General features: G+C 67.1%; 17 protein-coding genes. 5 read left to right on the top strand and 12 right to left on the bottom strand.

The window, feature by feature from the left end; all coding sequences use genetic code 11:
• Positions 1–187 precede the first annotated feature (187 nt).
• Positions 188–511 carry a helix-turn-helix domain-containing protein gene (locus LXE91_RS22900; RefSeq protein WP_039346592.1) on the top strand — a complete coding sequence of 108 codons (324 nt, stop codon included), beginning with the start codon at positions 188–190 and terminating at the stop codon, positions 509–511.
• 26 nt (positions 512–537) lie between these two features.
• Here LXE91_RS22900 and LXE91_RS22895 read toward each other — a convergent pair whose 3' ends face one another.
• Positions 538–1,611 carry an alkene reductase gene (locus tag LXE91_RS22895; RefSeq protein ID WP_039346590.1) on the bottom strand — a complete coding sequence of 358 codons (1,074 nt, stop codon included), beginning with the start codon at positions 1,609–1,611 and terminating at the stop codon, positions 538–540.
• A 172-nt stretch (positions 1,612–1,783) separates the two neighbouring features.
• Here LXE91_RS22895 and LXE91_RS22890 point away from each other — a divergent pair, with 172 nt between their 5' ends.
• The gene (locus LXE91_RS22890; protein WP_039346588.1) at positions 1,784–2,659 is read left to right on the top strand and encodes a LysR family transcriptional regulator; all 876 of its coding nucleotides are present in this window, start codon (positions 1,784–1,786) and stop codon (positions 2,657–2,659) included.
• Positions 2,660–2,681: 22 nt separating this feature from the next.
• On the opposite strand, the gene LXE91_RS22885 is transcribed toward LXE91_RS22890, so the two are convergent.
• The 7 genes from LXE91_RS22885 to osmF form a co-directional block, all read right to left on the bottom strand.
• Positions 2,682–3,080, bottom strand: a complete 399-nt coding sequence (locus LXE91_RS22885; protein WP_046196892.1) for a lysozyme inhibitor LprI family protein — start codon at positions 3,078–3,080, stop codon at positions 2,682–2,684.
• A 22-nt stretch (positions 3,081–3,102) separates the two neighbouring features.
• A complete protein-coding gene (locus LXE91_RS22880) occupies positions 3,103–3,786 on the bottom strand; it encodes a lytic transglycosylase domain-containing protein (protein WP_039346585.1) in 684 nt (227 codons plus the stop codon).
• 158 nt (positions 3,787–3,944) lie between these two features.
• Complete coding sequence (gene arr, locus LXE91_RS22875; RefSeq protein ID WP_039346583.1) at positions 3,945–4,340, bottom strand: NAD(+)--rifampin ADP-ribosyltransferase; 396 nt, start codon at positions 4,338–4,340, stop codon at positions 3,945–3,947.
• A 32-nt stretch (positions 4,341–4,372) separates the two neighbouring features.
• Positions 4,373–5,140 (bottom strand): ABC transporter permease, encoded by a 768-nt coding sequence (locus LXE91_RS22870; protein ID WP_039346581.1) that lies wholly within the window; start codon positions 5,138–5,140, stop codon positions 4,373–4,375.
• On the bottom strand, positions 5,137–6,075 hold the full coding sequence (locus tag LXE91_RS22865) for an ABC transporter ATP-binding protein (protein ID WP_039346579.1): 939 nt from the start codon (positions 6,073–6,075) through the stop codon (positions 5,137–5,139). The genes LXE91_RS22870 and LXE91_RS22865 overlap by 4 nt, the downstream gene beginning before the upstream one ends.
• Entirely contained in the window at positions 6,072–7,250 is a 1,179-nt protein-coding gene (locus LXE91_RS22860) for an ABC transporter permease (protein WP_039346575.1), read from the bottom strand. The genes LXE91_RS22865 and LXE91_RS22860 overlap by 4 nt, the downstream gene beginning before the upstream one ends.
• Positions 7,247–8,170: a glycine betaine ABC transporter substrate-binding protein OsmF gene (osmF, locus tag LXE91_RS22855; protein WP_039346572.1), complete on the bottom strand. Its 924-nt coding sequence runs from the start codon at positions 8,168–8,170 to the stop codon at positions 7,247–7,249. Before osmF ends, LXE91_RS22860 begins: the two co-directional genes overlap by 4 nt.
• Before the next feature lie 166 nt (positions 8,171–8,336).
• Between osmF and LXE91_RS22850 the strand changes: the two genes are divergently transcribed.
• Positions 8,337–9,266 (top strand): 2-hydroxyacid dehydrogenase, encoded by a 930-nt coding sequence (locus LXE91_RS22850; RefSeq protein ID WP_039346571.1) that lies wholly within the window; start codon positions 8,337–8,339, stop codon positions 9,264–9,266.
• Positions 9,267–9,367: 101 nt separating this feature from the next.
• On the opposite strand, the gene LXE91_RS22845 is transcribed toward LXE91_RS22850, so the two are convergent.
• From LXE91_RS22845 to LXE91_RS22835, 3 genes are all read right to left on the bottom strand, one after another.
• Positions 9,368–10,192 (bottom strand): terpene synthase family protein, encoded by an 825-nt coding sequence (locus tag LXE91_RS22845; RefSeq protein ID WP_189440439.1) that lies wholly within the window; start codon positions 10,190–10,192, stop codon positions 9,368–9,370.
• A gap of 327 nt (positions 10,193–10,519) precedes the next feature.
• Positions 10,520–11,479: an SAM-dependent methyltransferase gene (locus tag LXE91_RS22840; protein ID WP_052760200.1), complete on the bottom strand. Its 960-nt coding sequence runs from the start codon at positions 11,477–11,479 to the stop codon at positions 10,520–10,522.
• A gap of 267 nt (positions 11,480–11,746) precedes the next feature.
• Complete coding sequence (locus tag LXE91_RS22835; RefSeq protein ID WP_039346569.1) at positions 11,747–13,699, bottom strand: Xaa-Pro dipeptidyl-peptidase; 1,953 nt, start codon at positions 13,697–13,699, stop codon at positions 11,747–11,749.
• A gap of 593 nt (positions 13,700–14,292) precedes the next feature.
• On the opposite strand from LXE91_RS22835, the gene LXE91_RS22830 reads away from it, so the two are divergent.
• Positions 14,293–15,105, top strand: a complete 813-nt coding sequence (locus LXE91_RS22830; protein WP_039346566.1) for a hypothetical protein — start codon at positions 14,293–14,295, stop codon at positions 15,103–15,105.
• A gap of 39 nt (positions 15,106–15,144) precedes the next feature.
• Here the strand turns inward: LXE91_RS22830 and LXE91_RS22825 are convergent, their stop codons facing one another.
• Positions 15,145–16,398 (bottom strand): lipoprotein-releasing ABC transporter permease subunit, encoded by a 1,254-nt coding sequence (locus LXE91_RS22825; protein WP_039346685.1) that lies wholly within the window; start codon positions 16,396–16,398, stop codon positions 15,145–15,147.
• A 301-nt stretch (positions 16,399–16,699) separates the two neighbouring features.
• Between LXE91_RS22825 and LXE91_RS22820 the strand changes: the two genes are divergently transcribed.
• Positions 16,700–22,702, top strand: coding sequence for an alpha-2-macroglobulin family protein (locus LXE91_RS22820; RefSeq protein WP_039346563.1), 6,003 nt, complete (start codon positions 16,700–16,702; stop codon positions 22,700–22,702).
• The last annotated feature ends 18 nt before the right edge of the window (positions 22,703–22,720 follow it).

Genomic DNA, 22,720 nt, shown 5'->3' with positions numbered 1-22,720 from the left:
GAGGCGGCCGATGAGTGCGTCGAAACGATGCCGGTCGGCCGTCGGCCGTGGCACTTGCTGGCCTTTATAGTTCCTGAAATATGCGAACAATTCACCGTCGCTGACATTCAAGCCTTTAATTCCGATATTCTCGTAACAATGCCGTCGATGCCGTTCGTCGGCGTTTTGTTCCTGGTATCCCGGAATTATGGCCCGCACCTTACCCCGCCCCATTGCATCACCCGACCCGCTCGCGCAGGATCTCGCGGCGCTGGGTGCACTCGTCCGCAACCGGCGGGCGCAGAACCGGATGCGGATCGACGACGCAGCCGACATGCTCGGCGTCTCCAAGGACGTGCTATCGCGGCTCGAAAACGGCCGGGCGGTGAGCCTCGACAAGTTGTTCAAGGTGCTTGACGGTCTGGGACTCAATTTGCTCGTCGTACCGAAGCGCGAAGTGCCCGTCGCACGCAAGGCATTGCATGAACTTGCCGAGCCGACTGTTCCGGCGGAGTCGCGGGAGGGCGCGTGATGTTGCGATCACCCTGGGCCGAAGCATCAAGCCGCAGCCGCCCCGTCCAGCGCCGGATAGTCGACATACCCGCGCGCATCGCCGCCGAAAAACGTCTCGCGCCGCGCATCGTTCATCGGTGCGCCGGTCTTCACCCGCGTCACGAAATCCGGATTCGCCAGCACCATCTGCCCGTACGCTTCGAGATCGGCCAGCCCCGACGTCACGTCCGTGCCGATCGCGTCGCGCGTGCGGCCCGGCCGGTTCAGGATCAGCGTGCCGTTCCAGCGTGCGCGCAGGTCGGCCAGCAGTGCTTCGTCGCCCTGATGCATCACGTGCAGGTAGGCGAGACCGAGCCGGTCGAGTTCCGTCGCGAGATGGCGGTACAGGTCCCGCCCTTCCGCACCTTCGTCGAGGCCGCCCAGCGTGTTGCCGGGCGATACCCGGATGGCCGTGCGGTCCGCGCCGATCTCGTCGGCGATCGCCGTGGCTACCTCGATCGCGAAGCGCGCGCGGTTCTCGATCGAGCCGCCGTACACGTCGGTGCGCGTGTTGGCATTCGGCGCGAAGAACTGCTGGATCAGGTAGCCGTTCGCGCCGTGGATCTCGACGCCGTCGGCGCCCGCCTCGATCGCGCGGCGCGCGGCGATGCGGAAGTCGTTCACGGTCGCGCACACTTCGTCGGTTGTCAACGCGCGCGGCGCGGGGATGTCCTGCATGCCCTTTACCGTGAACATCTGCGCGTTCGGCGCAATCGCCGACGGTGCAACGCCCTGCCGGTGATGCGGTGTATTGTCCGGATGCGACATGCGCCCGACGTGCATCAGCTGGATGAACAACCGGCCACCGCGTGCATGCACGCGGTCGCTGATCGCCTTCCAGCCGGCGACGTGCGCGTCGGTATAGATGCCTGGCGTCGTCAGGTAGCCTTGCCCGTCGTCCGACGGCTGGGTGCCTTCGCTGACGATCAGGCCGAGGCTCGATCGCTGCGCGTAGTACTCGGCGGCCCATTCGCCGGGCGTGCCGTCGAAGGCGGCGCGGCTGCGGGTCATCGGCGCCATGACCAGGCGGTTTTCCAGCGTATATCGGCCCACGCGGACCGGAGTGAACAGTTGGCTCATGATGCGTCAGCTCCTCGAGATTCGGGACGGCGGCGCCGGGTCGGTGCCGCCTCTGGCGCCGGCCGCGCACGGGTGTGCCGACCTCGCCTCCACACACCCATCATCCATTGCTTCCTTTTCGGGATAAACCGGGTAATCTGGATAGCATTGATCCATTAGTGGGGCAATGAGCATGGAACTGCTGAACGACATGGCGCTGTTCGTCGAAGTCGTGAAAGCGAAGGGCTTTCGCAGTGCGGCCGAGACGCTGGGGATGCCGAACTCGACGCTGTCGCGGCGGATCAGCGCGCTGGAGAAGGCGATCGGGCTGCGGCTGCTGCACCGTACGACGCGCCGGATCGAGCTGACCGAGGCCGGCCAGCTCTACTTCGAGCGCTGCAAGCGCATCGTCGACGAGGCGCGGCTCGCGCACGAGCAGCTCGGCGGCCTGCTGGCGGAGCCGACCGGCGTGCTGCGCGCCTCGTTTCCGGTCGATTTCGCGGTGACCTACCTGGCGCCGCTGATCGTCGAGTTCTCGACGCGCTACCCGAAGCTGACATTCGATTTCGAGCTGACGTCGCGGCGGGTCGATCTGGTGAGCGAACCGTTCGACGTGGCGATCCGCTTGGGCGAATCCGAAGATTCGCAACTGATCGCGCGGCGGCTGGCCACGCTCGGGAACTACCTTTATGCGTCGCCCGGCTATCTCGCGCGCGCGGGCGAGCCGCGCACGCCGGACGACCTCGCGCGGCACGCGTGCCTCAGCCTGGCGAGGGCCGGCACGTGGACGCTGCACGACGGCACGCACACCGTCGCGGTACCGGTGAGCAGCCGTTTCGCGGGAAACAGCGTCGGCATGCTGCGGCGCCTGGCCACGCTCGATGCGGGCATCATCGTGCTGTCCGAAGAGATCGTCGCGGATGACCTGGCCGCCGGCCGGTTGCGCCGCGTGATGCCCGAATGGGAGGGCGAGCCGATTGCCGTCTACGCGATGACGGAAACGCGGCTGCTGCCCGCGAAGACGCAGCATTTCATCGAGTTCTTGCGGGAGCGTTTCGCGCAGGCGTGACGGGCGGGTATCCGTTCGTCGTTCAGTTCTGCGCCGGTGGCGGTGCGTCCAGCTGCGCTTCCCATTTCTTCAGGATGCGCACGCGTGCCTGGCTGAAATCGACCCGGCAGTTCGTTCGCGCGTCTTCCGGGATCATCTGCTGTGGATTGGCGGCTTTCACGTAGTCGCAGGTGTCGTCGGCGAAACGGGTCCAGCTTGCCTGCGACTTCGCGAGCGCGCTGGCGGCATCGGGGTTGCGCTGCTCGAGCTTGCGCTCGAGCGACCGGTACGCGCGTTCGACGGCCTGGTTGTTCTGATCCAGGATGCACACGCGCACGTTGTCCATCGTCGGGCCGTGTTTCTCGCAATCGACGGCGGCAAACGCAGCGATGGGGCCGGTCGCCAGCGCGGTGACGGCAAGGAAGCGGGCGGCGTGGCGCATACGCGATGAACGAAGGGGGAGACTAGTTGCCGCGGGCCGACGCCGGGCTCGTCTTTTCGCTGACCGGTACCATGCGGGCCTTCGCATCGTTCGCGGGGTTCGCCGGATTCACGGCTTTCGCATCGTCGTCAGGTTCGAGCACGAAGCGGAACGAATCGACGCGCTGCATCACCTTCGCCGCATACGCGTTCGAACCGCCGCTGTAGCTCCTCAGCCCGGCCCGCACGTCGCCCCCGGCCGCCCTCACGTAGCCCGACAGGATCGCCGACCCGACTTCGACGTTCGCGTTCGGGTCGGTCAGGTCCTTCACGTTGCGCACCAGGCCGCGATGCGCGGTCGGCACGACCTGCATCAGCCCGGTCGCGCCATGCTGGCCGCGCGCCTTTTCCTGGAAGCGCGATTCGATCGAAATAATGGCGTAAACGAGTGCGGGAGGCAGCGAATATTTCGTCGCAGTGACGCTCACGATATCGGCAAGCTTCGCGGCCCGTTCCTTCGCGACGCCGAACTTCTTCGTCAGGTAGGACGTGATGCGGCGGTTTGCTTCGTTCGGCTGATCGTTGGCGTCGGCGAGCGGCGCGGATGCGACGGACGGCGCCGATGCGGCTGCTTCGGGCGCGGACGCAGGCAGTGCGGGCGCTTGCTGCGCCGACGCCTGTTGCGTGATGCCGAGCGAAAGCACGATCAGCCAGAGAAACCGTCGCATGGTGGAGTGCGGGGAATGGGAAGGCGCCTAGTATATCGGCCAATCGCGGCCGGTGGTCGAGTGCCGGTTCGAATGAAAGCGGCATGTAGGCTTGTGTCGTGGCGAGCCGATCGACGAACCGATCGTTGCGCGGACACGCATCGGAGTCCGGACGAACGCTAGTTGATGATCTCGCCGATGCCGGTTTCGATGCGGATCCTGAGCTGCTGGATGAACGCCGGATCGTAGGGTTCCCAGCTCTCGAGTTCGCCGACGATCTTCAACGGCGATGTGCTCCGATACGATCGCGTCGGATTGCCCGGGAATTTCTTGTCCGTGACGTTCGGGTCGTTTTCGAATTCGCCGGTGGGCTCGACGATGTAGACCCGCGGCCGGCCGTCGCCTTTGGCCATTTCCGCAGCCAGGCCGGCGCCTTTGGGCAAGGCGGTGAAGTAAATGTGATTCATCACGACGTCATCGCGATAATTCGATCTGAAGCCTGCCGTCAGCAAGTCGCCGATCCGCAGATTCGCTTTCGTGCCATGAAAGAACGGGCCGGTGTCCGGAACGGTCATGGTTTCTCCTTCCAAAAATCGCGCAATGGATTCTACGCGCGCCGCGCGCTCGCCACCCGCGCAATCGCGCCGATCGCATCGCTGACGAGCACCGCGAGCAGCCCGACGATCACGCCGCCTTGCAGCACGAACGCGGTGTTCGACGTCTGCAGCCCCGCGATGATCACGTCGCCGAGCCCGCGCGCGGCGACCGTCGAGCCGATCGTCGCGGTGCCGAGATTGATCACGACCGCGAGCCGGACTCCGTTGATGATCACCGGAAACGCGAGCGGCAGCTCGACCGATACCAGTTGCTGCCAGCCGCTCATCCCCATCCCGCGCGCGGCGTCGACGACGTCGCGCGGCACGTCCTCGAGCCCCGCGATCGTGCTTTCGAATACGGGCAGGAGGCCGTACAGCACGAGCGCGATCAGCACGGGCTTCAAGCCGAAGCCGACGGCCGGCACCGCGAGCGCGAGCACCGCGACGGGCGGGAAGGTCTGGCCGATGTCGACGACGCTGCGCGCGACCGGCAGGAAATCCGCGCCCCACGGCCGAGTGACCGCGATACCGGCCGCGACCGCGACGATCGTGCCGATCACGCTCGACAATGCGACCGTGCCGAGATGTGCGAGCGTGAGGTCGAGCAGGCTCGCGCGATCGTAGATGACCGGCGCGCCGTTGTCCGCGAACGGCGCGAACAAGCCTTGCAGCCATGCGGGTCGCAACAGCAGCACGAGCAGCAGCGCGAGCGCGGCCGCGCGTGCGATGAAAGCGGGAAGTGCCGACCGCCCGGGCCGCGTGCTGCCGTGCGTCGTCATGCGGGCTTCCTTGCGTGTGCACGGATCGCGTCGAGCGTGATGCGGCGCGGGTTGCGGCCGTCGCCATCGTCGACCGGAAGCGCATCGACACCGCGCCACAGCAGCTCCGACACCGCATCGCGCAGCGTGCGTGTCGCGGCGATCGGTTCGCCGTCGGCATGACCGGGTTCGGCCACCGCGTCGATCGGTGTCAGCGCGAGCAGGCGCAGCGGCCGGTCGACGCCGGCGACCAGCTGTTCGACGACGCCGGCTGCCGGCTTGCCGAGAATCTCGGCAGGCGTTGCGACCTGCAGCAGCCGGCCGCCGTCCATCACCGCGATCGTGTCGCCGAGCTTCAGCGCTTCCTCGATATCGTGCGTGACGATCACGACCGTGATGCCGAGGCGGCGCTGCAATGCAAACAGGTCGTCCTGCGCCTTGTTGCGGATGATCGGATCGAGCGCGCCGAACGGCTCGTCCATCAGCAGCATCGCGGGCTCGGCCGCGAGCGCGCGCGCAACGCCGACGCGCTGTTGCTGGCCGCCCGACAGTTCGTGCGGCAGCTTGTCCGCGAACTCGGCCGGCGGGAGATGAAACAGGTCGAGCAATTCGCTCACGCGCGCGTCGATGCGGTCGGCCGGCCAGCCGAGCAGGCGCGGCACGGTCGCGATGTTGCGCGCGACGCTCCAGTGCGGAAACAGCCCGTGCCCCTGGATCGCATAGCCGATGCCGCGCCGCAGCTGCTCGGGCGCAACGGTGGCCGTATCGACGCCGTCGATGCGGATCGTGCCGCTGGTGGGCGCGATCAGCCGGTTGATCATGCGCAGCAGCGTCGACTTGCCGCTGCCCGATGCGCCGACGAGCGCGGTGATCGTGCCGCGTTTCATCGTCAGCGTGACGTCGTCGACGGCAACGATATCGCCGAAGCGTTTGCCCGCACGTTCGATCTCGATCATCCTGCACGCCCCTTCGCGAGCGTGGTCGCGGCTTCGAATATGACGGCCGCCACCAGCGCGAGCGCGATCGTCGGGATCGCGCCGAGCAGCACGAGATCGGCGGCCGACTGCCCGATCCCCTGGAAGATGAAGGTGCCGAAGCCGCCGCCGCCGATCAGCGCGGCGACCGCGGTCAATCCGATGTTCTGCACGAGCACGATGCGCACGCCGCTCAGGATCACCGGCAGCGCGAGCACGAGATCGACGCGCAGCAACCGCTGCACGCGCGTCATGCCCATCGCGCGCGCCGCTTCGGTCACGTGCGGCGGCACCTGGCCGAGCCCGACCACGACGCTCGACGCGATCGGCAGCAGCGAATACAGGAACAGCGCGAGCACGGCAGGCGCCACGCCGATGCCGCGGATGCCGAGCGCGGCCGCGAGCGGCACGTGCGCGGCGAGCAAACCGAGCGGCGCCATCATCAGCCCGTACATCGCGATGCTGGGGATCGTCTGCACGATATTGAGCACGGGCATCGCGACGGTACGCACCGCCGCGATGCGCGCGCAGGCGATGCCGAGCGGCACGCCCGCGACGAGCGCGGCAGCCACCGAGGCACCGGTGAGCGACACGTGCCGGATCGCCTCGATCCAGAAGTCGTCGCTGCGCACCGCGTATTCGCGCATCACGGACAGGCCGTCCCACCAGCCGCTCGCGAGCGGCACCGAAATCGCCGCTATCGCGACGACGAGCGCGGCGAGACGCCGCCACGGGCCGAATGCGAGGCGCGCGAGCGCATCCGCGACGAGCACGGCCCACGCGAACAGCAGCAGCCAGACGCCGGAGGAGGGCGACACGCGGGCGAGCGTGTCGTCCGGTGCGACGACGTGCGTCGCGGCCGCGCCGACCGCGTACGCGAGCGTGGCGAGCCACGCGCAGCCGGCCAAGAGGCGCCACGTGGGGCGGCTCGCGGTCATCGCCCACAGCGCGCCGACGATCCACAGCGCGGCGAGCCCGGCGCCCTGCAGGGCCGGCAGCGCGGTGAACACCGACAGGTCGGTGCCGGCGGCGATGCGGTTCGGCCGCAGCACCGCGAACGGCAGGCCGAGCACGGCGACGATCGTCAGGACCCCGATCAGGATGCCGACCTTGTCCGCCGTGATGCGCCGCGCGGACGCCGCCGCGCGACCCGTCATTTAACGAAGCCCTTCGATTTCAGGTAGCTTTTCGCGACACCGGCGGCCGGTTCGCCGTTGATCTGGATGCGCGCGTTCAGTGACTGCAGCGTCTTCAGGTCGAGGCTCGCGAACACCGGCTTCAGGTAGTCGGCGATCTGCGGGTGCGCTTTCAGCACGGCTTCGCGGATCACCGGTGCGGGCGCGTAGACGGGCTGCACGTGCTTGTCGTCGTCGAGCACCGCGAGGCCGCTCGACGCGATGCCGCCGTCGGTGCCGTAGACCATCGCGGCATTCACGCCGTCGGTCTGGTTCGCGGCAGCCTTGATGGTTGCGGCCGTGTCGCCGCCGGACAGCACCACGAGCTGGTCGGGCTTCAGCTTGAAGCCGTATGCTTTCTCGAACGACGGCAGGGCGGACGCGCTGTTCACGAATTCGGCCGACGCCGCGAGCTTCACCTTGCCGCCGCCGGCGATCCACTTGCCGAAATCGGAGAAGGTCTTCAGGTGCTGCGATTGCGCGACCGGTGCGAGCACGGCGACGCCCCACGTGTTGTTCGCGGGCGCCGGGGTGAGCCAGACGAGATGGTTCGCCGCGTAGTCGAGTTGCTTCGCGGTGTCGTAACCCTGGCTCGCGTTCTTCCACAGCGGATCGTCCGCCTTGTTGAAGAAAAACGCGGCATTGCCGGTGTATTCGGGGTAGACGTCGATTTCGCCGCTCGTGAGCGCCTTGCGCACGATCGGCGTGGTGCCGAGCGCGATCTTTTCGGTGACGGGGATACCGTGCGCCTTCAGCACCTGCGCGATGAGGTTGCCGAGCAGGTTGCCTTCGGTGTCGATCTTCGACGACACCACGACGGGCGTGTCGGCATGCGCAGCGGGCGCGACGAGGGTAGCGGCGAGCGCGAGGCCCAGGATCCGGGCGGGCAGGGCGAGCTTCATACGGGCCAATCTCCAGGACGGGGGCGTACGCCGAAAGTTACTTGACTGAGCCGGCTTTGGCAAACCGCATGCGGCGGCGTGCCCACAGCCCGTGTGGGGATTACCCGCATCCGTGTTGCAGGCTTGTTACACTGAATCCGTTCCCGCCTTGCCGACACTTCCTGACATGAAGCCCGAGTTGCTGGTTCTCATCGCATTGCGCGGCGACGCGCATCGCGAGATCGCCGCGTCGTTCGACGTGCGCTACGCCCCCACATCCGAAGAGCGCGAACGCGCGATCGCCGAACACGGCGGCGCCATACGCGCGGTGCTGACCAACGGCAGCACGGGGCTCACCGCCGCCGAGATCGATCGTCTTCCGCAACTCACGTTCGTCAGCGCGCTCGGCGCCGGGTACGAGCACATCGACGTGACGCACGCCAAGGCGCGCGGCGTGACCGTGGTCACGGGCGCCGGCACCAACGACGATTGCGTGGCCGATCACGCGTTCGCGCTGCTGCTCGCGGTGGTGCGCAACGTCGTGCAGCTCGATGCGAAAACCCGTGCGGGCGTGTGGCGCGACGGCCTGGCGATGCCGCCGAACGTGTCGGGCAAGAAGCTCGGCATCGTCGGGCTCGGCAAGATCGGCGAGAAGTGCGCGCGCCGCGCGGCCGGCTTCGACATTGAGATCGGTTATCACAATCGTTCGGAGAAGAAGGTCCCTTATCGCTATTTCGACCGCGTCGACGCGCTCGCGCAGTGGGCCGATTTCCTGATCGTCGCGACACCGGGCGGCGCGGGCACACGGCATCTGATCGATCGCGCGGTGCTCGATGCGCTCGGCCCCGGCGGGTTCGTCGTCAACGTGTCACGCGGCAGTGTTGTCGATACGGCTGCTTTGGCGGAGGCGTTGCGTGAAGGACGCATCGCGGGTGCGGGGCTCGACGTGTACGAAGGCGAACCCGAGCCGCCGCGCGCGCTGACGGATCTCGACAGCGTCGTGCTGACGCCGCACATGGGTGGCTGGTCGCCCGAGGCGCTCGATCGGTCGGTGCGGCAGTTCATCGACAATGCCGAGCGGCACTTTTCAGGGCAGCCGGTGCTGACGCCGGTGTGAGGGCCGCTCGTGCGGCAGGCACGGCGGTTTTTTCTGCCGCAGCGAGTCTGTTGCCGTTGTTTCGACAGAATCGATGCGTTTGCGTCGCCGATCCGGTTGCCTCAATTCGCGGGACGGATACCGGCCAGATCGGCCGCGGCGACTTCATCCGTCGAGGGTAGCGCCCGAATGGTCACCTCGCCGGAAATGAACCGTTTCCCCTTGAAATCCCGGCCGTGGTAGCGCGTGCTGATCGCGTGAAATTCCGCGTTGCCGGACGCCAGATGCTCGAGCTCCGTCACGTAGGCGCGCACATCCGCCCGATTCCCGAGCGGGCCGGCAAGGACGCGGTCGCGCGCGGCCATCAGGTTGCGCTCGTTCTCGGCCACCAGCGTTGCCAGCTTGTTCAGCGCGTCCTGGAGTTTCAGGCCCTCCCGGTACATCAGCAGCCAGACCGAGTTGACCGAATCGGCGATATGAATTTCCTTTCGGAATGAATACGGGTCGTTGACCAGCGTAATCGAATCGATGGCGGCCGTTCTCATTTCCGCCAGCGAGCGGTCGGCCACCAGGTGCTCGGTCATGTCGACGTCGATCGCGTACTCCGTCATGATGGCCGCCCATTCCCCGTAGTTGTCGATGCGCCGCATCTCCAGGTAGGCATCGAACGTGAGTTCGTCCATCTTCAACGCCAGCGGATCCGTCTGCCGGACGATCAACGTATGCAGCGCGTCCTCCATGCGTTTCCAGACACGCGGTTTCGACGCCAGATGCGCCTTGACGGGCAGCAGCCCCTCGTACAGCAATTGCGCGATGGGCGCGGTGTCGGGCGGGCGAATGCCGGCGATTGCATCGAAGTAGTGCTGGCGCAATGTCGAGCGCTGTTGCGCCTGATCCAGCATCGCGGGGTTGGTGATGGTGTCGTCGATCAGCGTGGTGATGCTCATCATCCGTTCCAGATCGTAGATCCTGTCGTTCAGCGTGTGCGGATAGCACAGCCCGCCGAATGACGGCATGCTTTGCGCCAGATAATGTTCGACGGCCTTCTGGCTGCCGTAGTAGGCGAGGATGTACGGGCTGTCCGTGAGCGCGATCCGGCGTTCCGCCTCGTCATGGAGCGGATGCCACATGGGTTTCAGTTGCAGATGGAAATCCGGATGGAAGATCTTTTCCCCGGGCTTCGGCAGGCCCGGCAGGTTGCGAACGAAGTTGGGAATATCTGTCATGGCGGGATCTCGGGCTGGATGTCCGGCGGCCGGGACGGGTGGCCTTCGTCAACCGTGCTTGAGCACGAAGCTGTAGATGGAAACCTGACGCTTGACGATGGCGACGGCCAGGCTTTCGCACATCACGCGGAGTTCTTCCAGCGCGCCGACCGCGCCCGTCGGGAAATGGCGCTCGATGTTGTCCTGAACGTCCAGCAGCCATCGCGTCGCGTCCGTCCGGTTCGGCAGGACCTGCATGTCGTGGACGCGGAAGCCGCTTTGCTCGAACACCTGGCGCAGGTATGCGGGCGTCTTGCGATACTTGCACGCGAGCCTGTCGACCAGGTCGGGCGTATCGGAACGGTATTCGGAGAGGTCGACGTTATATAAGTTATCCGAAACGATGACCGTCCCGTTTGCGGCCAGCCGCCGGCGCAACTTGGCCATCACGATCTCGAAGAGATCATAGGGGAAATGGGAGATCACGCCGCGCATGATCGCGAGGTCGTAGGGCACGTCGAAGTCCGGCAGCAGGTCGATGTCCAGTGCATTGCACCGGAACAGGTTGATCCTGTCGGAGACGCCGCGCGCGGCGTTGACTTCGGCGCAGTATTCGAGCTGGCGATCGCTGATGTTGATGCCGTCCAGGCGATGACAGCCGGGAAACCGCTCGGACAGATCGCGCAGCACCGTTCCCCAGCCGCATCCGATGTCGAGTATCCGGTTGATCGGCTGGCGCCCGGGCGTGTCCAGGCCGGCGATCTTCAGTTGCCGTTCGAAATACCTGAGGCCCGATTCGTCGAGGTCGGCCGGCCTGGGCGACTGGGGATCGTCATAGACGCCGAACTGGAACCAGAGGCGATCGCCAATCGCCTTGCTCCACTGCGCCGGATCGTCCTGGTAGGCCTCCATGACCCGCGATTCGTAATCGTTTTGCAGTTGGCCTCGAACGGCCGCGAATGGCTGGCGACGCCGATCGTTCAATGACGACGCGGATGCGACGGTTTTGCTGGTAACCAGGTTGTTCATTGCCATGCCCCCGCAGCGACCGGCTACAAATGTCCGGATTATTGACTTTTAAATCTAGCCGGCGGGGAATCGATGTCAAGCGATATCAGATTGTTTCCGATTTCGATTCAATAATGCAATTGATTGATGAAGCGTGGAATTGTTGTTTTAAAGAGTCGTTGCTTCTGTTTCGATAAGAATCGGGAAATGGAAGCGAATGAATGGAGCGATCCCGGGACGCCGGTGCACTGGCGTCCCGGGATCGCTTCAGGACGGTCACGCCGCCGTTCAGGACGCCGTCAACGGCACCGTCACCGACGTGCCGGCCGGGTCAAGCGTCAGCCCGGTGCCCGGCGTCGGCCGCAACGTGGCCTCGTTGTCGCTCGACATCACGACGAGCCCCAGCCGGTGGCCGGCTTCCAGCTTGTAGTCACGCGGCATGAACGTCAGCTTCAGGTCGTACGGCATCCCGGGCAGAACCGGCTGCGAGACCCACTCCGACACGCGGTTGCGCGGATCGGTCCACGCGCGCGTGACGATCGTGGCCGTGCCGTCCGGCGCGCGATCGACCAGCAGGGCCGTCACGTTGGCCACGGCCGTGAAGGTCAGCCTGACGCGCGCGGTCGCGGAACCGGACAGGCGTGTCGCGGCCGTGAGCGGCGCGGTTTCGAACCGGCTGCGGTTCTCGCCCGTCGGTGCGTTCGCCAGCGTGAGCGCGGGAATGCGCGCATCGTCGGTGAAGCGCGCGAGCGGGCCGCCGCTCGGCAGCCGCAGCAGCGTGCCGGTGCCTGCGCCGTCGCCGCCCGCGAAGTACGTGACCGGCGTGGCGTGGCGCGCGGCCCAGTCCGCTTCCTTCAGCAGCGTGCCGTCCGCCTGCTCGATCACCGCGCGCGGATCGCGTTCGACGCCGTTGTCGAAACCGATCAGGTAGCGCGTGAACCAGCGGTTCACTTCCGCCGTCCACGCATCGGCCATCGCCGGCACGCGGGTCGGGTCGGTGTGCTTCAGGCGATGCAGCCACAGCTGCGTCGGCACGCCCTGGCGCCGCATCGCGAGATGCCACAGCGTCGACTGGTCGACCCGCACGTTGTCGTCGGTGAGCCCTTGCGCGACGAGCGCCGGCGCGACCGCGTACGCGGTGGGAATATCGCGCGCGGCCCAGAACGGCGAATAGTCGCCGGTCTTGCGGTCTTCCTGCTGCAGCGCTTCGTCGATCAGGTGCGTGCAGCGCTCCGGATGCGCGTTCGTCAGCAGCGCCTTGATGTACACGTCGACGTCCTCGCCCTGATAGCCCTCCGGCGCACGCACGAGCCCGCCCGAGCGGTAGTAGCCGTACATGTTGGTCAGCCCGGCGACCGGCACGATCGCGTCGAGCCCGCGCGTGCGCAGGCTCGCGACCATCTTCGGCAGCGTGCCGTCGTACGACACGCCGTACATGCCGACGTGGCCCGTCGACCAGTTCGCGACGACCGCCTTGCCGTTCGCGTCCTTCGCGGTTGCGTCGCGGCCGAGCCAGCGGATCACCGATGCCATCGCGACCGATTCGTCGCGCGTGAGGATCGTCGGGCAGCCGTCCGACCCGGCAGTACCGAGCGAATCCGCGTAGACGATCGTGAAGCCGCGCGGGATGAAGTAGCCCTCGATCCACGAGCGCCCGGCGGCGGCGGCCTCGACCTGCTGCAGCATCCGCACCTGCGGCGCGGCGGCCATGATGCGCGCGGAGGCGCCGGTCGCTGCCGTGGCCGCCGTGGCGGCCGGATGCGGCGTGCCGTCGAGTTCGACGTCGACGTTGTGGTCGGGGCTGTCGGCGAGGCCCGCGTAGTACGGGCTCGCGAGCACGATGACGGGCGTACGTGCGCCGTTCGCGGTTTCGGTCGGGCGCACGATGCGGACGTGGATGCGGTCGCGCGTGCCGTCGCCGTCGGAGTCGACCGGCGTGTCGACCCACGCGTTCTCCTCGATCGTGCCGCCCGACAGCGACGGCTGCACCTGGCCGTTCGTGATCACGGGCCGGTAGCGGCCGCCGCTGGCCTGATTGGCGTACGGGACGCCGGAGGGCGAAATGCGTGATGCGAGTTGCTTGTCGGCTGCCGACGCGGCGGCCTCCTCCTGTTTGCCCTGCGCGAGCGCGGAGACGCCCGCCACGCTGCCGCCGTCGTCGCCGCCGCACGCGGCGAGCGTTGCGGCCGCAACGAGCGCGGGTAGCCACGCGCGACGCAATCCGGTTCGATGAATGTCCATTGTCGACCTCTTCTTGTGATTGTCTGGAACCGGCCGGCCCGCGATATGCCCCCTGCGGCCCGGCCGGGTGCTGCATCGGATGAAACGGAACTGCACCTGCGAAAGCGCCGGGCGCGATGCCCGGGTGTCACGGCCGGTGTCGACGCGCGTCACGCATCGCACAACCCGGCGAGCGTCAGGGCGACTGCGTCGCCCCGACCGGAAAAGCGTCAGCGCGGCGGCTGATTCGGGCCGCCCGGTCGAAGTGGGTCCGGCGGCGCGAAATGAATACAGGAGTGCGAATCAAATGCGTGCATGCCCGATCTTCCTTCAGGTTTCAGATGAAACGCAACGGCACGATGCGATGAGGCGGGGATGGTGCGAACGGCGGTGCTGCAACGGCAGGAAAGCGCGACGCGAGTCGGCGGGGCCGGCCGGAATGCTTTCCGGAAGCTTGCGCAAAACTTATCTCAGTGAAATCTCGGTGTCAAACTTTTTTAGTTTGAGTCAAACAAAGTTTTTAAGCGTGCGAGGCGACGGACCTGCGATCGGTCTAAATTTCCGGGAAATCTGTCCGTAAACGGTAAAAAACAGATTGAAAGGAGAGAGAGGGCATGACGACTTCGGTCACGGCAGCGAGCGGCCTTTCGCTCGCGCAGATGGCGCAGCAGGCGGCGCTCGACGGCCGCCAGCAGACGGACGCGGCGGCCGGGCAACCGCAGGACGCGCCGATTACCATCCGGGCGCTGGACCCGGACGCGATGCAGGCGGCGCGCATGAAGCAGATGTCGATACTGGGCAACCTGTCGACGAAGCTGCGCGACGTCACGAGCCAGCTCGCGGCGAGCATGCACGAGATCATCGCGAAGCGGCCGGACCTGGCCGACGCGCAGTTCGATTTCACGACCGACAACGGCCAGATCAAGGTCGTAGCGAAGACGATGACGGAAAGCGATCGCGCGTGGGTGGAGTCGACGCTGAATGCGAACGCGGGCCTCGTGCTCGCGACGCGCGCGTTTCACCAGCAGGCCGTCGACTTCGCGGAGCAGGGCGCGGCCGCCGTAGGCGAGACGTTCACGGACGACGATCGCAAGGTGGCCAGCCAGCGCGCCGACGCGGACTTCCTGTTCATGAAGGAGATCAACGCGTCCGTCGTGCGCAACCGGACGTTCGAGGAGGTCGGCGGGCATTTCACCACGCAGGACGGCACGCGGCTGACGCTCGACCCGTCGGCCGGCAGCGCGCGCGGCACGCTCGCACTGCTGGAGACCGACCGTCAGCTGTCGTCGGGGGCGGCGATCTTCGTCGACGATTCGGGGCAGAAGACCTACGGCCGACGCCCGGGCCTGATCGACGTCGGCTTCGGGGCGGCGTTCGAGGACATCCTGAACGGCCGCAACAGCGTCGGTTTCCACGAGGTCGCATGACGGCACGCCACGGCGAGCCGGGCACCGGGCGTCGCGGGCCTATTCGTCGCGCAACGCTTCGGCCGGCCGTACCCGCGCGGCGCGCCAGCTCGGGTAGAGCGTCGCGACGCACGACATCAGGAACGCGGCCGCGGCGATCTCGATCACGTCGGTCGCCGCGAGCTTCGACGGCAGCGAGCTGAGGAAGTACACGGACGGCGTCAGGAAGCGGATGCCGAGCAACTGCTCGATCGCGGGCAGCACCCACGGGATGCTCACCGCGATCGCGCAGCCGAGCGCGACGCCCGCCAGCGTGCCGGCGAGGCCGATCGTCATCCCCTGGATCGCGAAGATCTTCATGATCGACCCGGGCGGCGCGCCGAGCGTGCGCAGGATCGCGATGTCGCCCTGCTTCTGTGTGACGGTCATCACGAGCGACGACACGAGGTTGAACGCGGCGACCGCGACGATCAGCATCAGGATCAGCGACAGCATGCGCTTTTGCAGCCGCTCGGCCTCGAACCACGTGCGGTTCTGCCGTGTCCAGTCGCGGATATAGAGATCGCCCGACAGCGTGCGCGACAGTTCCAGCGCGATCTCCGGCGCGCGCTGCAGATCGTCGAGGCGCAGCCGGACGCCGGTCGGCGCACGCACGTTGAACAGCGTCTGCGCGTCGCGGATGTGGATGTAGGCGAGCGCGCTGTCGTACTGGTAGTGGCCCGACTCGAACGTGCCGACCACGTTGAACTGCCGGAACTGCGGCAGCGCGTCGCCGATGCGCGCCGTGTTGCCGGGCGCGAAGAACGTGATGCGCTCGCCGATCTTCACGTGCAGCGCGTCGGCCAGCGCCGAGCCGAGCACGATCCCCATCTCGCCCGGCACGAGCGCGTCGAGCCGCCCGGTCTTCAGCTTGCGCGCGATCTCGGATACGCGCGGCTCCAGCACGGGATCGATGCCGCGCAGCGCGACGCCTGTCACGCTGCCCGCGTTCGTCAGCAGCGCCTGTGCGTCGACATAGGGCGCGACGGCGCGCACCGCCGGATTGCGCAGCGATTCGTGCGCGGTGAGCCGCCAGTCGGGCATCGCGCCGGTCGGCGAGAAGATTTCCACGTGTGCGAGCACCGACAGCATCCGGTCGCGCACTTCGGTCCGGAATCCGTTCATCACCGACAGGACGACGATCAGCGCGGCGACACCGAGCGCGATGCCGGCCATCGCGGCGCCGGCAATGAACGACACGAAGCCGTCGCCGGCCGTGCGCCGGCCGCCGCGCGCATAGCGCAGCCCGATCTGCCATTCGAACGGGAGTTTCAAGCGGTTTCCTTTCATTTCGATTCGATCCTGCCGAGCCGCGCATTCTAGCGAACGCGGCGCCGACGTGTGCAGAGGTTGCGCGATGGACGGCCGATATCCGCCCGACCGGCCGGTCATCCGGCGGCGTTGCGCGCCGGCACGCCGATATTTCCATCGTTTCGGGTCTGATCGATAATGGCGCCCAGCATCCGGTCGAACATACCAAGCAATTACGGCGCAACCGGGCCGCGCCGTCACAGACCCATAACAATTCGGGGAAGGTTGCCGCACCAGGCAGCATGTCCTTGACAAGGAAATAACAATGGATTTGCTGCGCTTCCTGCTGCTCCTGCCGATTCGCGTGGCGGGCTTCTTGTGGTGGCTGCTCGGCAGCGCGCTGCGGCCGCTGGTGGGCGACGTATCGTGGACGGCGCCCACGTGGATGGGCGTCACCGCCGCGGCCGTGCGCCGCCGCCCGTGGCATGCGGGCGGCCTCGTGCTGCTCGCGGCCGCGCTCGGCTATGGCGGCTACTGGTTCAAGCATCGCCCGAAGCCGCCCGAGCCCGCGACTGTCAGCTTCACCGTGAAGGCGCCGGCGATCACCACCTACGAGGTGGACGATACCGACAAGCCGAAGATCACCGTGCATCCGCTCGAAGTCGTGTTTGCGCAGTCGGCCGCGCCGATCGAACACGTCGGCAAGCCGGCCGGCGACGGCATCGAGATGACGCCCACGCTGAAGGGCGCGTGGGAGTGGGCCGACGACAAGACGCTGCGTTTCACGCCGGCGGCCGACTGGCCGGTCGGCGCGCACGTCGAGGTGCGCTTCGCGGTGCACCGGGTGTTCGCACCGCAGGTGACGATGCATGACGACCGTTTCGCGTTCGACCTGCCCGCGTTCGCCGCGACGTTCGGCAACAATGAGTTCTACCAGAACCCCGACAACCCGGCGGAGAAGCAGGCGCTGATGCAGTTGCGCTTCAACTACCCGGTCGATCCGGCCGAGTTCGAGAAGCGCATCGGCCTCGTGCTGGTCGGCCGCGACGGCAAGAATACGACGCCGCTGCGCTACACCGTCAGTTACGACAAGATGAAGACGAGCGCATGGGTCCGCTCGCAGTCGCTCGAGATCCCACTCAACTCGATGGCGGCACGGCTCGACGTCGACAAGGGCGTGAAGAGTTCGCGCGGCGGCAACGGCACGCCGGACGTGCTGCATGCGTCGGTCGACGTGCCGGGGCTCTACAGCCTGTCGATCGCCAACGTCGCGCCGACGCTCGTCGACAACGAGCGCTACGAGCCCGAACAGGTGCTCGTCGCCGAAGCATCCGACGGCGTGCGCAGCGTGGATCTGGCCGCACGCGCGAAGGCGTGGGTGCTGCCGAAGCGCAAGCCGGGCGTCGATCAGTCGGACGACGATCCGCCGTACGAATGGAACGTGGCCGACATCAGCGACGCGGTGCTGAAGCAGTCGAAGCCGCTGCCGCTCGAGGCGGTGCCGACCGAGAACGACTACGCGACGCTGCAAAGCTTCAAGTACCACGCGACGCCGGGCGATCGCATCGTCGTGCGTTTCGCGGGCGACCTGAAATCGGCCGGCGGCTACCTGCTCGCCGAGCCGGTGACGACCGCGTTCACGGTGCCCGACTATCCGAAGCTGCTGCGCTTCATGGCCGACGGCTCGCTGCTGTCGATGAGCGGCAGCAAGCGGCTGTCGGTCGTGTCGCGCAACCTGCCGGGGATGAAGGTCGAGATCGGCCGCGTGCTGCCCGACCAGCTCCAGCACGTCGTGAGCTTCAACAACGGCACGTACGCGCGGCCCGAGCTGTCGTATTCGTTCAGCGAGGATCACATCGTCGAGCGCTTCGTGCAGACGCGTGCGTTCCCGGCCGGCGACCCCGGCAAGGCGCATTACGAAGGCATCGATCTCGGCCAGTACCTGAAGGGCGGCAAGCGCGGCGTGTTCCTGCTGCACCTGACGAAGTACGACCCGGCGGCGGAGAAGAAGAAGGCCGACGATGCGAAGGATGGCGAGGCATCGTCCGGCGACGGCAGCCAGGATCAGTCGGACAACGCCGATTCGGGCGACGGCAACGGCAACGGCGACGACAGCGACAACGCGCTCGGCGACACGCGCCTGATCGTCGTGACCGATCTCGGGATGCTGGTCAAGAAGGCGCTGGACGGCAGCCAGGACGTATTCATCCAGTCGATCCGCACGGGCAAGCCGGTTGCGGGCGCAACCGTATCGGTGCTCGCCGTGAACGGCCAGGCGCTGTTCACGCAGACCACGAGCGCCGACGGCATCGTGCATTTCCCCGCGTTCAAGGGGCTCGACCGCGAGAAGTGGCCGCAGCTGTACGTCGTGAAGAAGGACACCGACCTGTCGTTCCTGCCGGTGGCCGGCCGCGATCGCCAGCTCGATTTCTCGCGTTTCGACGTCGACGGCGAGCGCAATGCGACGGGCCAGGGGCAACTGTCCGCGTACCTGTTCTCGGATCGCGGCCTGTATCGGCCCGGCGATCCGTTCCACATCGGCCTGATCGTGCGCGCGGCGAGCTGGGCGCGCAGCCCGGCCGGCGTGCCGCTGCAGGCGGAGATCGTCGACCCGCGCGGGATCACCGTCGAGCGCAAGCCGGTGACGGTCGATGCGACCGGCTTCACCGAGCTCGGCTATACGACGGCCGAAACGGCGCCGACCGGCACGTGGACGGTCAACCTGTATATCGTCAAGGACGGCCAGCCCGGTGCGGAGCCGATCGGCAGCACGACGGTGCAGGTGAAGGAGTTCCTGCCCGACCGGATGAAGGTCGACGCGAAGCTGTCGCAGCAGGTCGTCGAAGGATGGGTGAAGCCGAAGGGGCTGAAGGGCATCGTCGATGCGCAGAACCTGTTCGGCACGCCGGCGGAGAAGCGCCGCGTCGCGGCGACGCTGACGCTGCGTCCGGTGTGGCCGTCGTTCCGCAGCTGGCAGGGCTATCACTTCTTCGATGCCCGCCGCGCGAAGGAGGGCTATACGACGACGCTGCAGGACGGCACGACCGACGACAAGGGCCATGCGGAGTTCGACCTCGATCTCGACAAGTACGCGGACGCGACCTACCAGCTCTACTTCCAGGCGAAGGCCTATGAAGCGGAAGGCGGGCGCAACGTCGCCGCGAACGCGCAGGCGCTCGTGTCGAACAACGACTGGCTCGTCGGCTACAAGTCGGTCGACGATCTCGGCTACGTGAAGCGCGGCAGCCCGCGCACGGTGCGGCTCGTCGCGATCGATCCGAACGCGAAGGCGATCGACGTGAAGGACCTGCGTGCACAACTCGTCGAGGAACGCTACGTGTCGGTGCTGACCAAGCAGGATTCCGGCGCGTACAAATACGATTCGCGGCTGAAGGAAGTGCCGGTCGACGAGAAGCCGCTGGCGATTCCGGCAGCCGGGCTCGACTTCACGTTGCGTACCGACAAGCCGGGCAGCTATGCGCTCGTGATCCGCAACGCGGCCGGCGCCGCGGTGAACCGGATCGAGTATTCGGTCACGGGCGACGCGAACGTCACGCGTTCGCTCGACCGCAACGCGGAGCTGCAGGTGACGCTCGCGAAGCACGACTACAAGCCGGGCGAGCAGGTCGAGATCGCGATCCGCGCGCCTTACGCGGGCAGCGGCCTGATCACGATCGAGCGCGACAAGGTGTATGCGCACGCGTGGTTCCATGCGGACACGACGAGTTCGATCCAGCACATCACGGTGCCGGCCGGCTTCGAAGGCAACGGCTACATCAACGTGCAGTACATCCGCGACCCGTCGTCGGACGAGATCTTCATGAGCCCGCTGAGCTACGGCGTCGTGCCGTTCTCGGTGAACCTCGATGCGCGCCGCAACGCGGTGTCGGTCGATGCGCCGGCGCTCGTGAAGCCCGGCGACACGGTGAATTTCACCGTGCATTCGGCGAAGCCCGCGAAGGTCGTCGTGTTCGCGGTCGACGAGGGCATCCTGCAGGTCGCGCGCTACAAGCTCGGCGATCCGCTGAAGTTCTTCTTCCGCAAGCGGATGCTCGAAGTCGGCACGTCGCAGATCCTCGACCTGATCCTGCCGGACTTCGAGAAGCTGATGGCGATGGCCGCGCCGGGCGGCGACGCCGACGATGCAATCGGCCGCCAGCTGAACCCGTTCAAGCGCAAGCGCGACAAGCCGGTCGTCTACTGGTCGGGGATCGTCGACGTGAACGGCGACACGCGCCTGAGCTACACCGTGCCTGATTACTTCAACGGCAAGCTGCGCGTGATGGCCGTGTCGGTGTCGCCGGATCTCGTCGGTACGTTCGAAGGCGCGACGACGGTGCGCGGCGATTTCGTGCTGTCGCCGAACGTGCCGACCACGCTCGCGCCGGGTGACGAGGCCGACGTCAGCGTCGGTGTCGCGAACAACCTGACGGGTGTCGGCAACCAGCCGGTGCCGGTCGCGGTCACGCTGAAGACGGGGCCGCAGTTGCAGGTGGTCGGGCCGGCTACGCAGAACGTTGCACTCGCGCCGCAGCACGAAGGTGTCGCGATGTTCCGCGTGAAGGCGACCGACACGCTCGGCTCGGGTTCGCTGTCGTTCGGCGCGCGTTATGGCGCGAAGGGCGCGCAGCAGCGCGTCGACGTGTCGGTGCGGCCGGCCGCCGCGTTCCGCACGCAGCTCGACATCGCGCGCCTCGATCCGGGCAAGAAGGCGAGCGTGCCGAACCTGCGGTCGATGTACGACGCGTATGCGTCGCGCGATGCGAGCATCTCCACCGCGCCGCTCGTGCTGTCCGAAGGGTTGTCGTCGTATCTCGTCAACTTCGAGCACGCCTGCAGCGAGCAGCTGGTGAGTGCGGCCGTGCCGCGCGTGTTCGCGGCGAAGTGGCTGTCGGTACGCGCGCTGACGAGCGCGATGCACGCAACCGACGCCGGTGCCGACGCGACGAACGCGGCGGCGATCGCGCAGTTCCTCGGGGTGCTGCGCAGCCGGCAGAACGCGCAGGGCGGGTTCGGGCTGTGGAGTGCGACGCCGGACGCCGATCCGTTCGTGTCCGCGTACGCGATGCACGTGCTGCTCGACGCGCGCGAGCGCGGCATCGCGGTGCCGAAGGACATGCTCGACGCGGGTAATCAGTATCTGCAGAAGCTCGCGGCGAACGATTCGCTCGGCTCGCTCGACCTGCTGCGGCAGCGCGCGTATGCGGTGTATCTGCTGACGCGCCAGGGCAACGTGACGACCAACAGCCTCGCGGCCGTGCAGAAGCGGCTGCAGGATGCGTACCCGAACGACTGGAAGAACGATCTCGCGGCCGCATGGCTCGCTGCGTCGTACCAGTTGCTGAAGCAGGACAAGGAGGCCGCGGCGCTGATCGCGGGCCCGCAGGCGCTGCTCGAGCGCAAGCGTGCGTCCGACGGCGGCTACGTGACGGGCTACTACCTCGATCCGCTGACGCGCGACGCGAGCGTGCTGTACCTGATCGCGAAGCACTTCCCCGAGCGCGTGCGCAAGCTGTCGCCGCGCGCGATCGACAACCTCGCCGCGCCGCTCGTCGACAATCGCTACAACACGCTGTCGTCGGCGATGACGATCCTCGCGCTCGATGCATATGCGGCGTCGAGCGCGGGCCAGCTCGACCAGCTCGCGATCGACGAGGTGCGCGCGGGCGCCGCGCCGAAGGACGTGTCGTCGATCCAGGCAAACCTCGTGCGCTCCGGCACGTGGTCGGCCGCTGCATCGCGCGTCGACTTCGTGAACGGCAGCACGTTGCCCGCATGGTGGATCACGAGCCAGTCGGGCTACGACCGCGGCACGTCGACGAAGGCGATCAAGAACGGGCTGGAGATCGTGCGCGACTATACCGGCACGGACGGCAAGCCGCTCGACAAGATCACGGTCGGCCAGGAGATCGACGTGCACCTGAAGATCCGTGCGACCGGCTCGGCGAGCGTCGGCAACATCGCGATCGTCGACCTGTTGCCGGGCGGCTTCGATCCGGTGATCGCGCCGCCGCCCGTCACCGACACGCAGGACGGCGACAGCAACGGCGACGGCGGCGCGTCGGCGCCGGTGGCCGATGCCCCGTGGCGTTCGCCGATCGGCGTGAAGGGTTCCACGTGGCAGCCGCAGTTCGCGGACGTGCGCGAGGATCGCGTGGTGATCTACGGCACCGCGACGACCGACGTGCGCGAGTTCGTCTACCGGATCAAGGCGAGCAACGCGGGCCGCTTCATCGCGCCGCCGGCTTACGGCGAGTCGATGTACGACCGCCGCTTGCAGGCCCAGGCGCCCGGCGGCACGACCCTGACGGTGGAGCGCGTGCGATGACGACGACGCTGCAACGTC

The organism is Burkholderia contaminans, from assembly GCF_029633825.1.
In the GTDB taxonomy this organism is placed as follows: domain Bacteria; phylum Pseudomonadota; class Gammaproteobacteria; order Burkholderiales; family Burkholderiaceae; genus Burkholderia; species Burkholderia contaminans.
The sequence above is the reverse complement of the archived record's forward strand: the minus strand, read 5'-3'. Positions and strand labels throughout refer to the sequence as shown.

Excerpts from the sequence above, each read along its gene's own strand:
- LXE91_RS22900 (WP_039346592.1), top strand. The coding sequence starts at position 188 with ATGGCCCGCACCTTACCCCGCCCCATTGCATCACCCGACCCGCTCGCG.
- LXE91_RS22895 (WP_039346590.1), bottom strand. The coding sequence starts at position 1,611 with ATGAGCCAACTGTTCACTCCGGTCCGCGTGGGCCGATATACGCTGGAA.
- LXE91_RS22890 (WP_039346588.1), top strand. The coding sequence starts at position 1,784 with ATGGAACTGCTGAACGACATGGCGCTGTTCGTCGAAGTCGTGAAAGCG.
- LXE91_RS22885 (WP_046196892.1), bottom strand. The coding sequence starts at position 3,080 with ATGCGCCACGCCGCCCGCTTCCTTGCCGTCACCGCGCTGGCGACCGGC.
- LXE91_RS22880 (WP_039346585.1), bottom strand. The coding sequence starts at position 3,786 with ATGCGACGGTTTCTCTGGCTGATCGTGCTTTCGCTCGGCATCACGCAA.
- arr (WP_039346583.1), bottom strand. The coding sequence starts at position 4,340 with ATGACCGTTCCGGACACCGGCCCGTTCTTTCATGGCACGAAAGCGAAT.
- LXE91_RS22870 (WP_039346581.1), bottom strand. The coding sequence starts at position 5,140 with ATGACGACGCACGGCAGCACGCGGCCCGGGCGGTCGGCACTTCCCGCT.
- LXE91_RS22865 (WP_039346579.1), bottom strand. The coding sequence starts at position 6,075 with ATGATCGAGATCGAACGTGCGGGCAAACGCTTCGGCGATATCGTTGCC.
- LXE91_RS22860 (WP_039346575.1), bottom strand. The coding sequence starts at position 7,250 with ATGACGGGTCGCGCGGCGGCGTCCGCGCGGCGCATCACGGCGGACAAG.
- osmF (WP_039346572.1), bottom strand. The coding sequence starts at position 8,170 with ATGAAGCTCGCCCTGCCCGCCCGGATCCTGGGCCTCGCGCTCGCCGCT.
- LXE91_RS22850 (WP_039346571.1), top strand. The coding sequence starts at position 8,337 with ATGAAGCCCGAGTTGCTGGTTCTCATCGCATTGCGCGGCGACGCGCAT.
- LXE91_RS22845 (WP_189440439.1), bottom strand. The coding sequence starts at position 10,192 with ATGAGCATCACCACGCTGATCGACGACACCATCACCAACCCCGCGATG.
- LXE91_RS22840 (WP_052760200.1), bottom strand. The coding sequence starts at position 11,479 with ATGAACAACCTGGTTACCAGCAAAACCGTCGCATCCGCGTCGTCATTG.
- LXE91_RS22835 (WP_039346569.1), bottom strand. The coding sequence starts at position 13,699 with ATGGACATTCATCGAACCGGATTGCGTCGCGCGTGGCTACCCGCGCTC.
- LXE91_RS22830 (WP_039346566.1), top strand. The coding sequence starts at position 14,293 with ATGACGACTTCGGTCACGGCAGCGAGCGGCCTTTCGCTCGCGCAGATG.
- LXE91_RS22820 (WP_039346563.1), top strand. The coding sequence starts at position 16,700 with ATGGATTTGCTGCGCTTCCTGCTGCTCCTGCCGATTCGCGTGGCGGGC.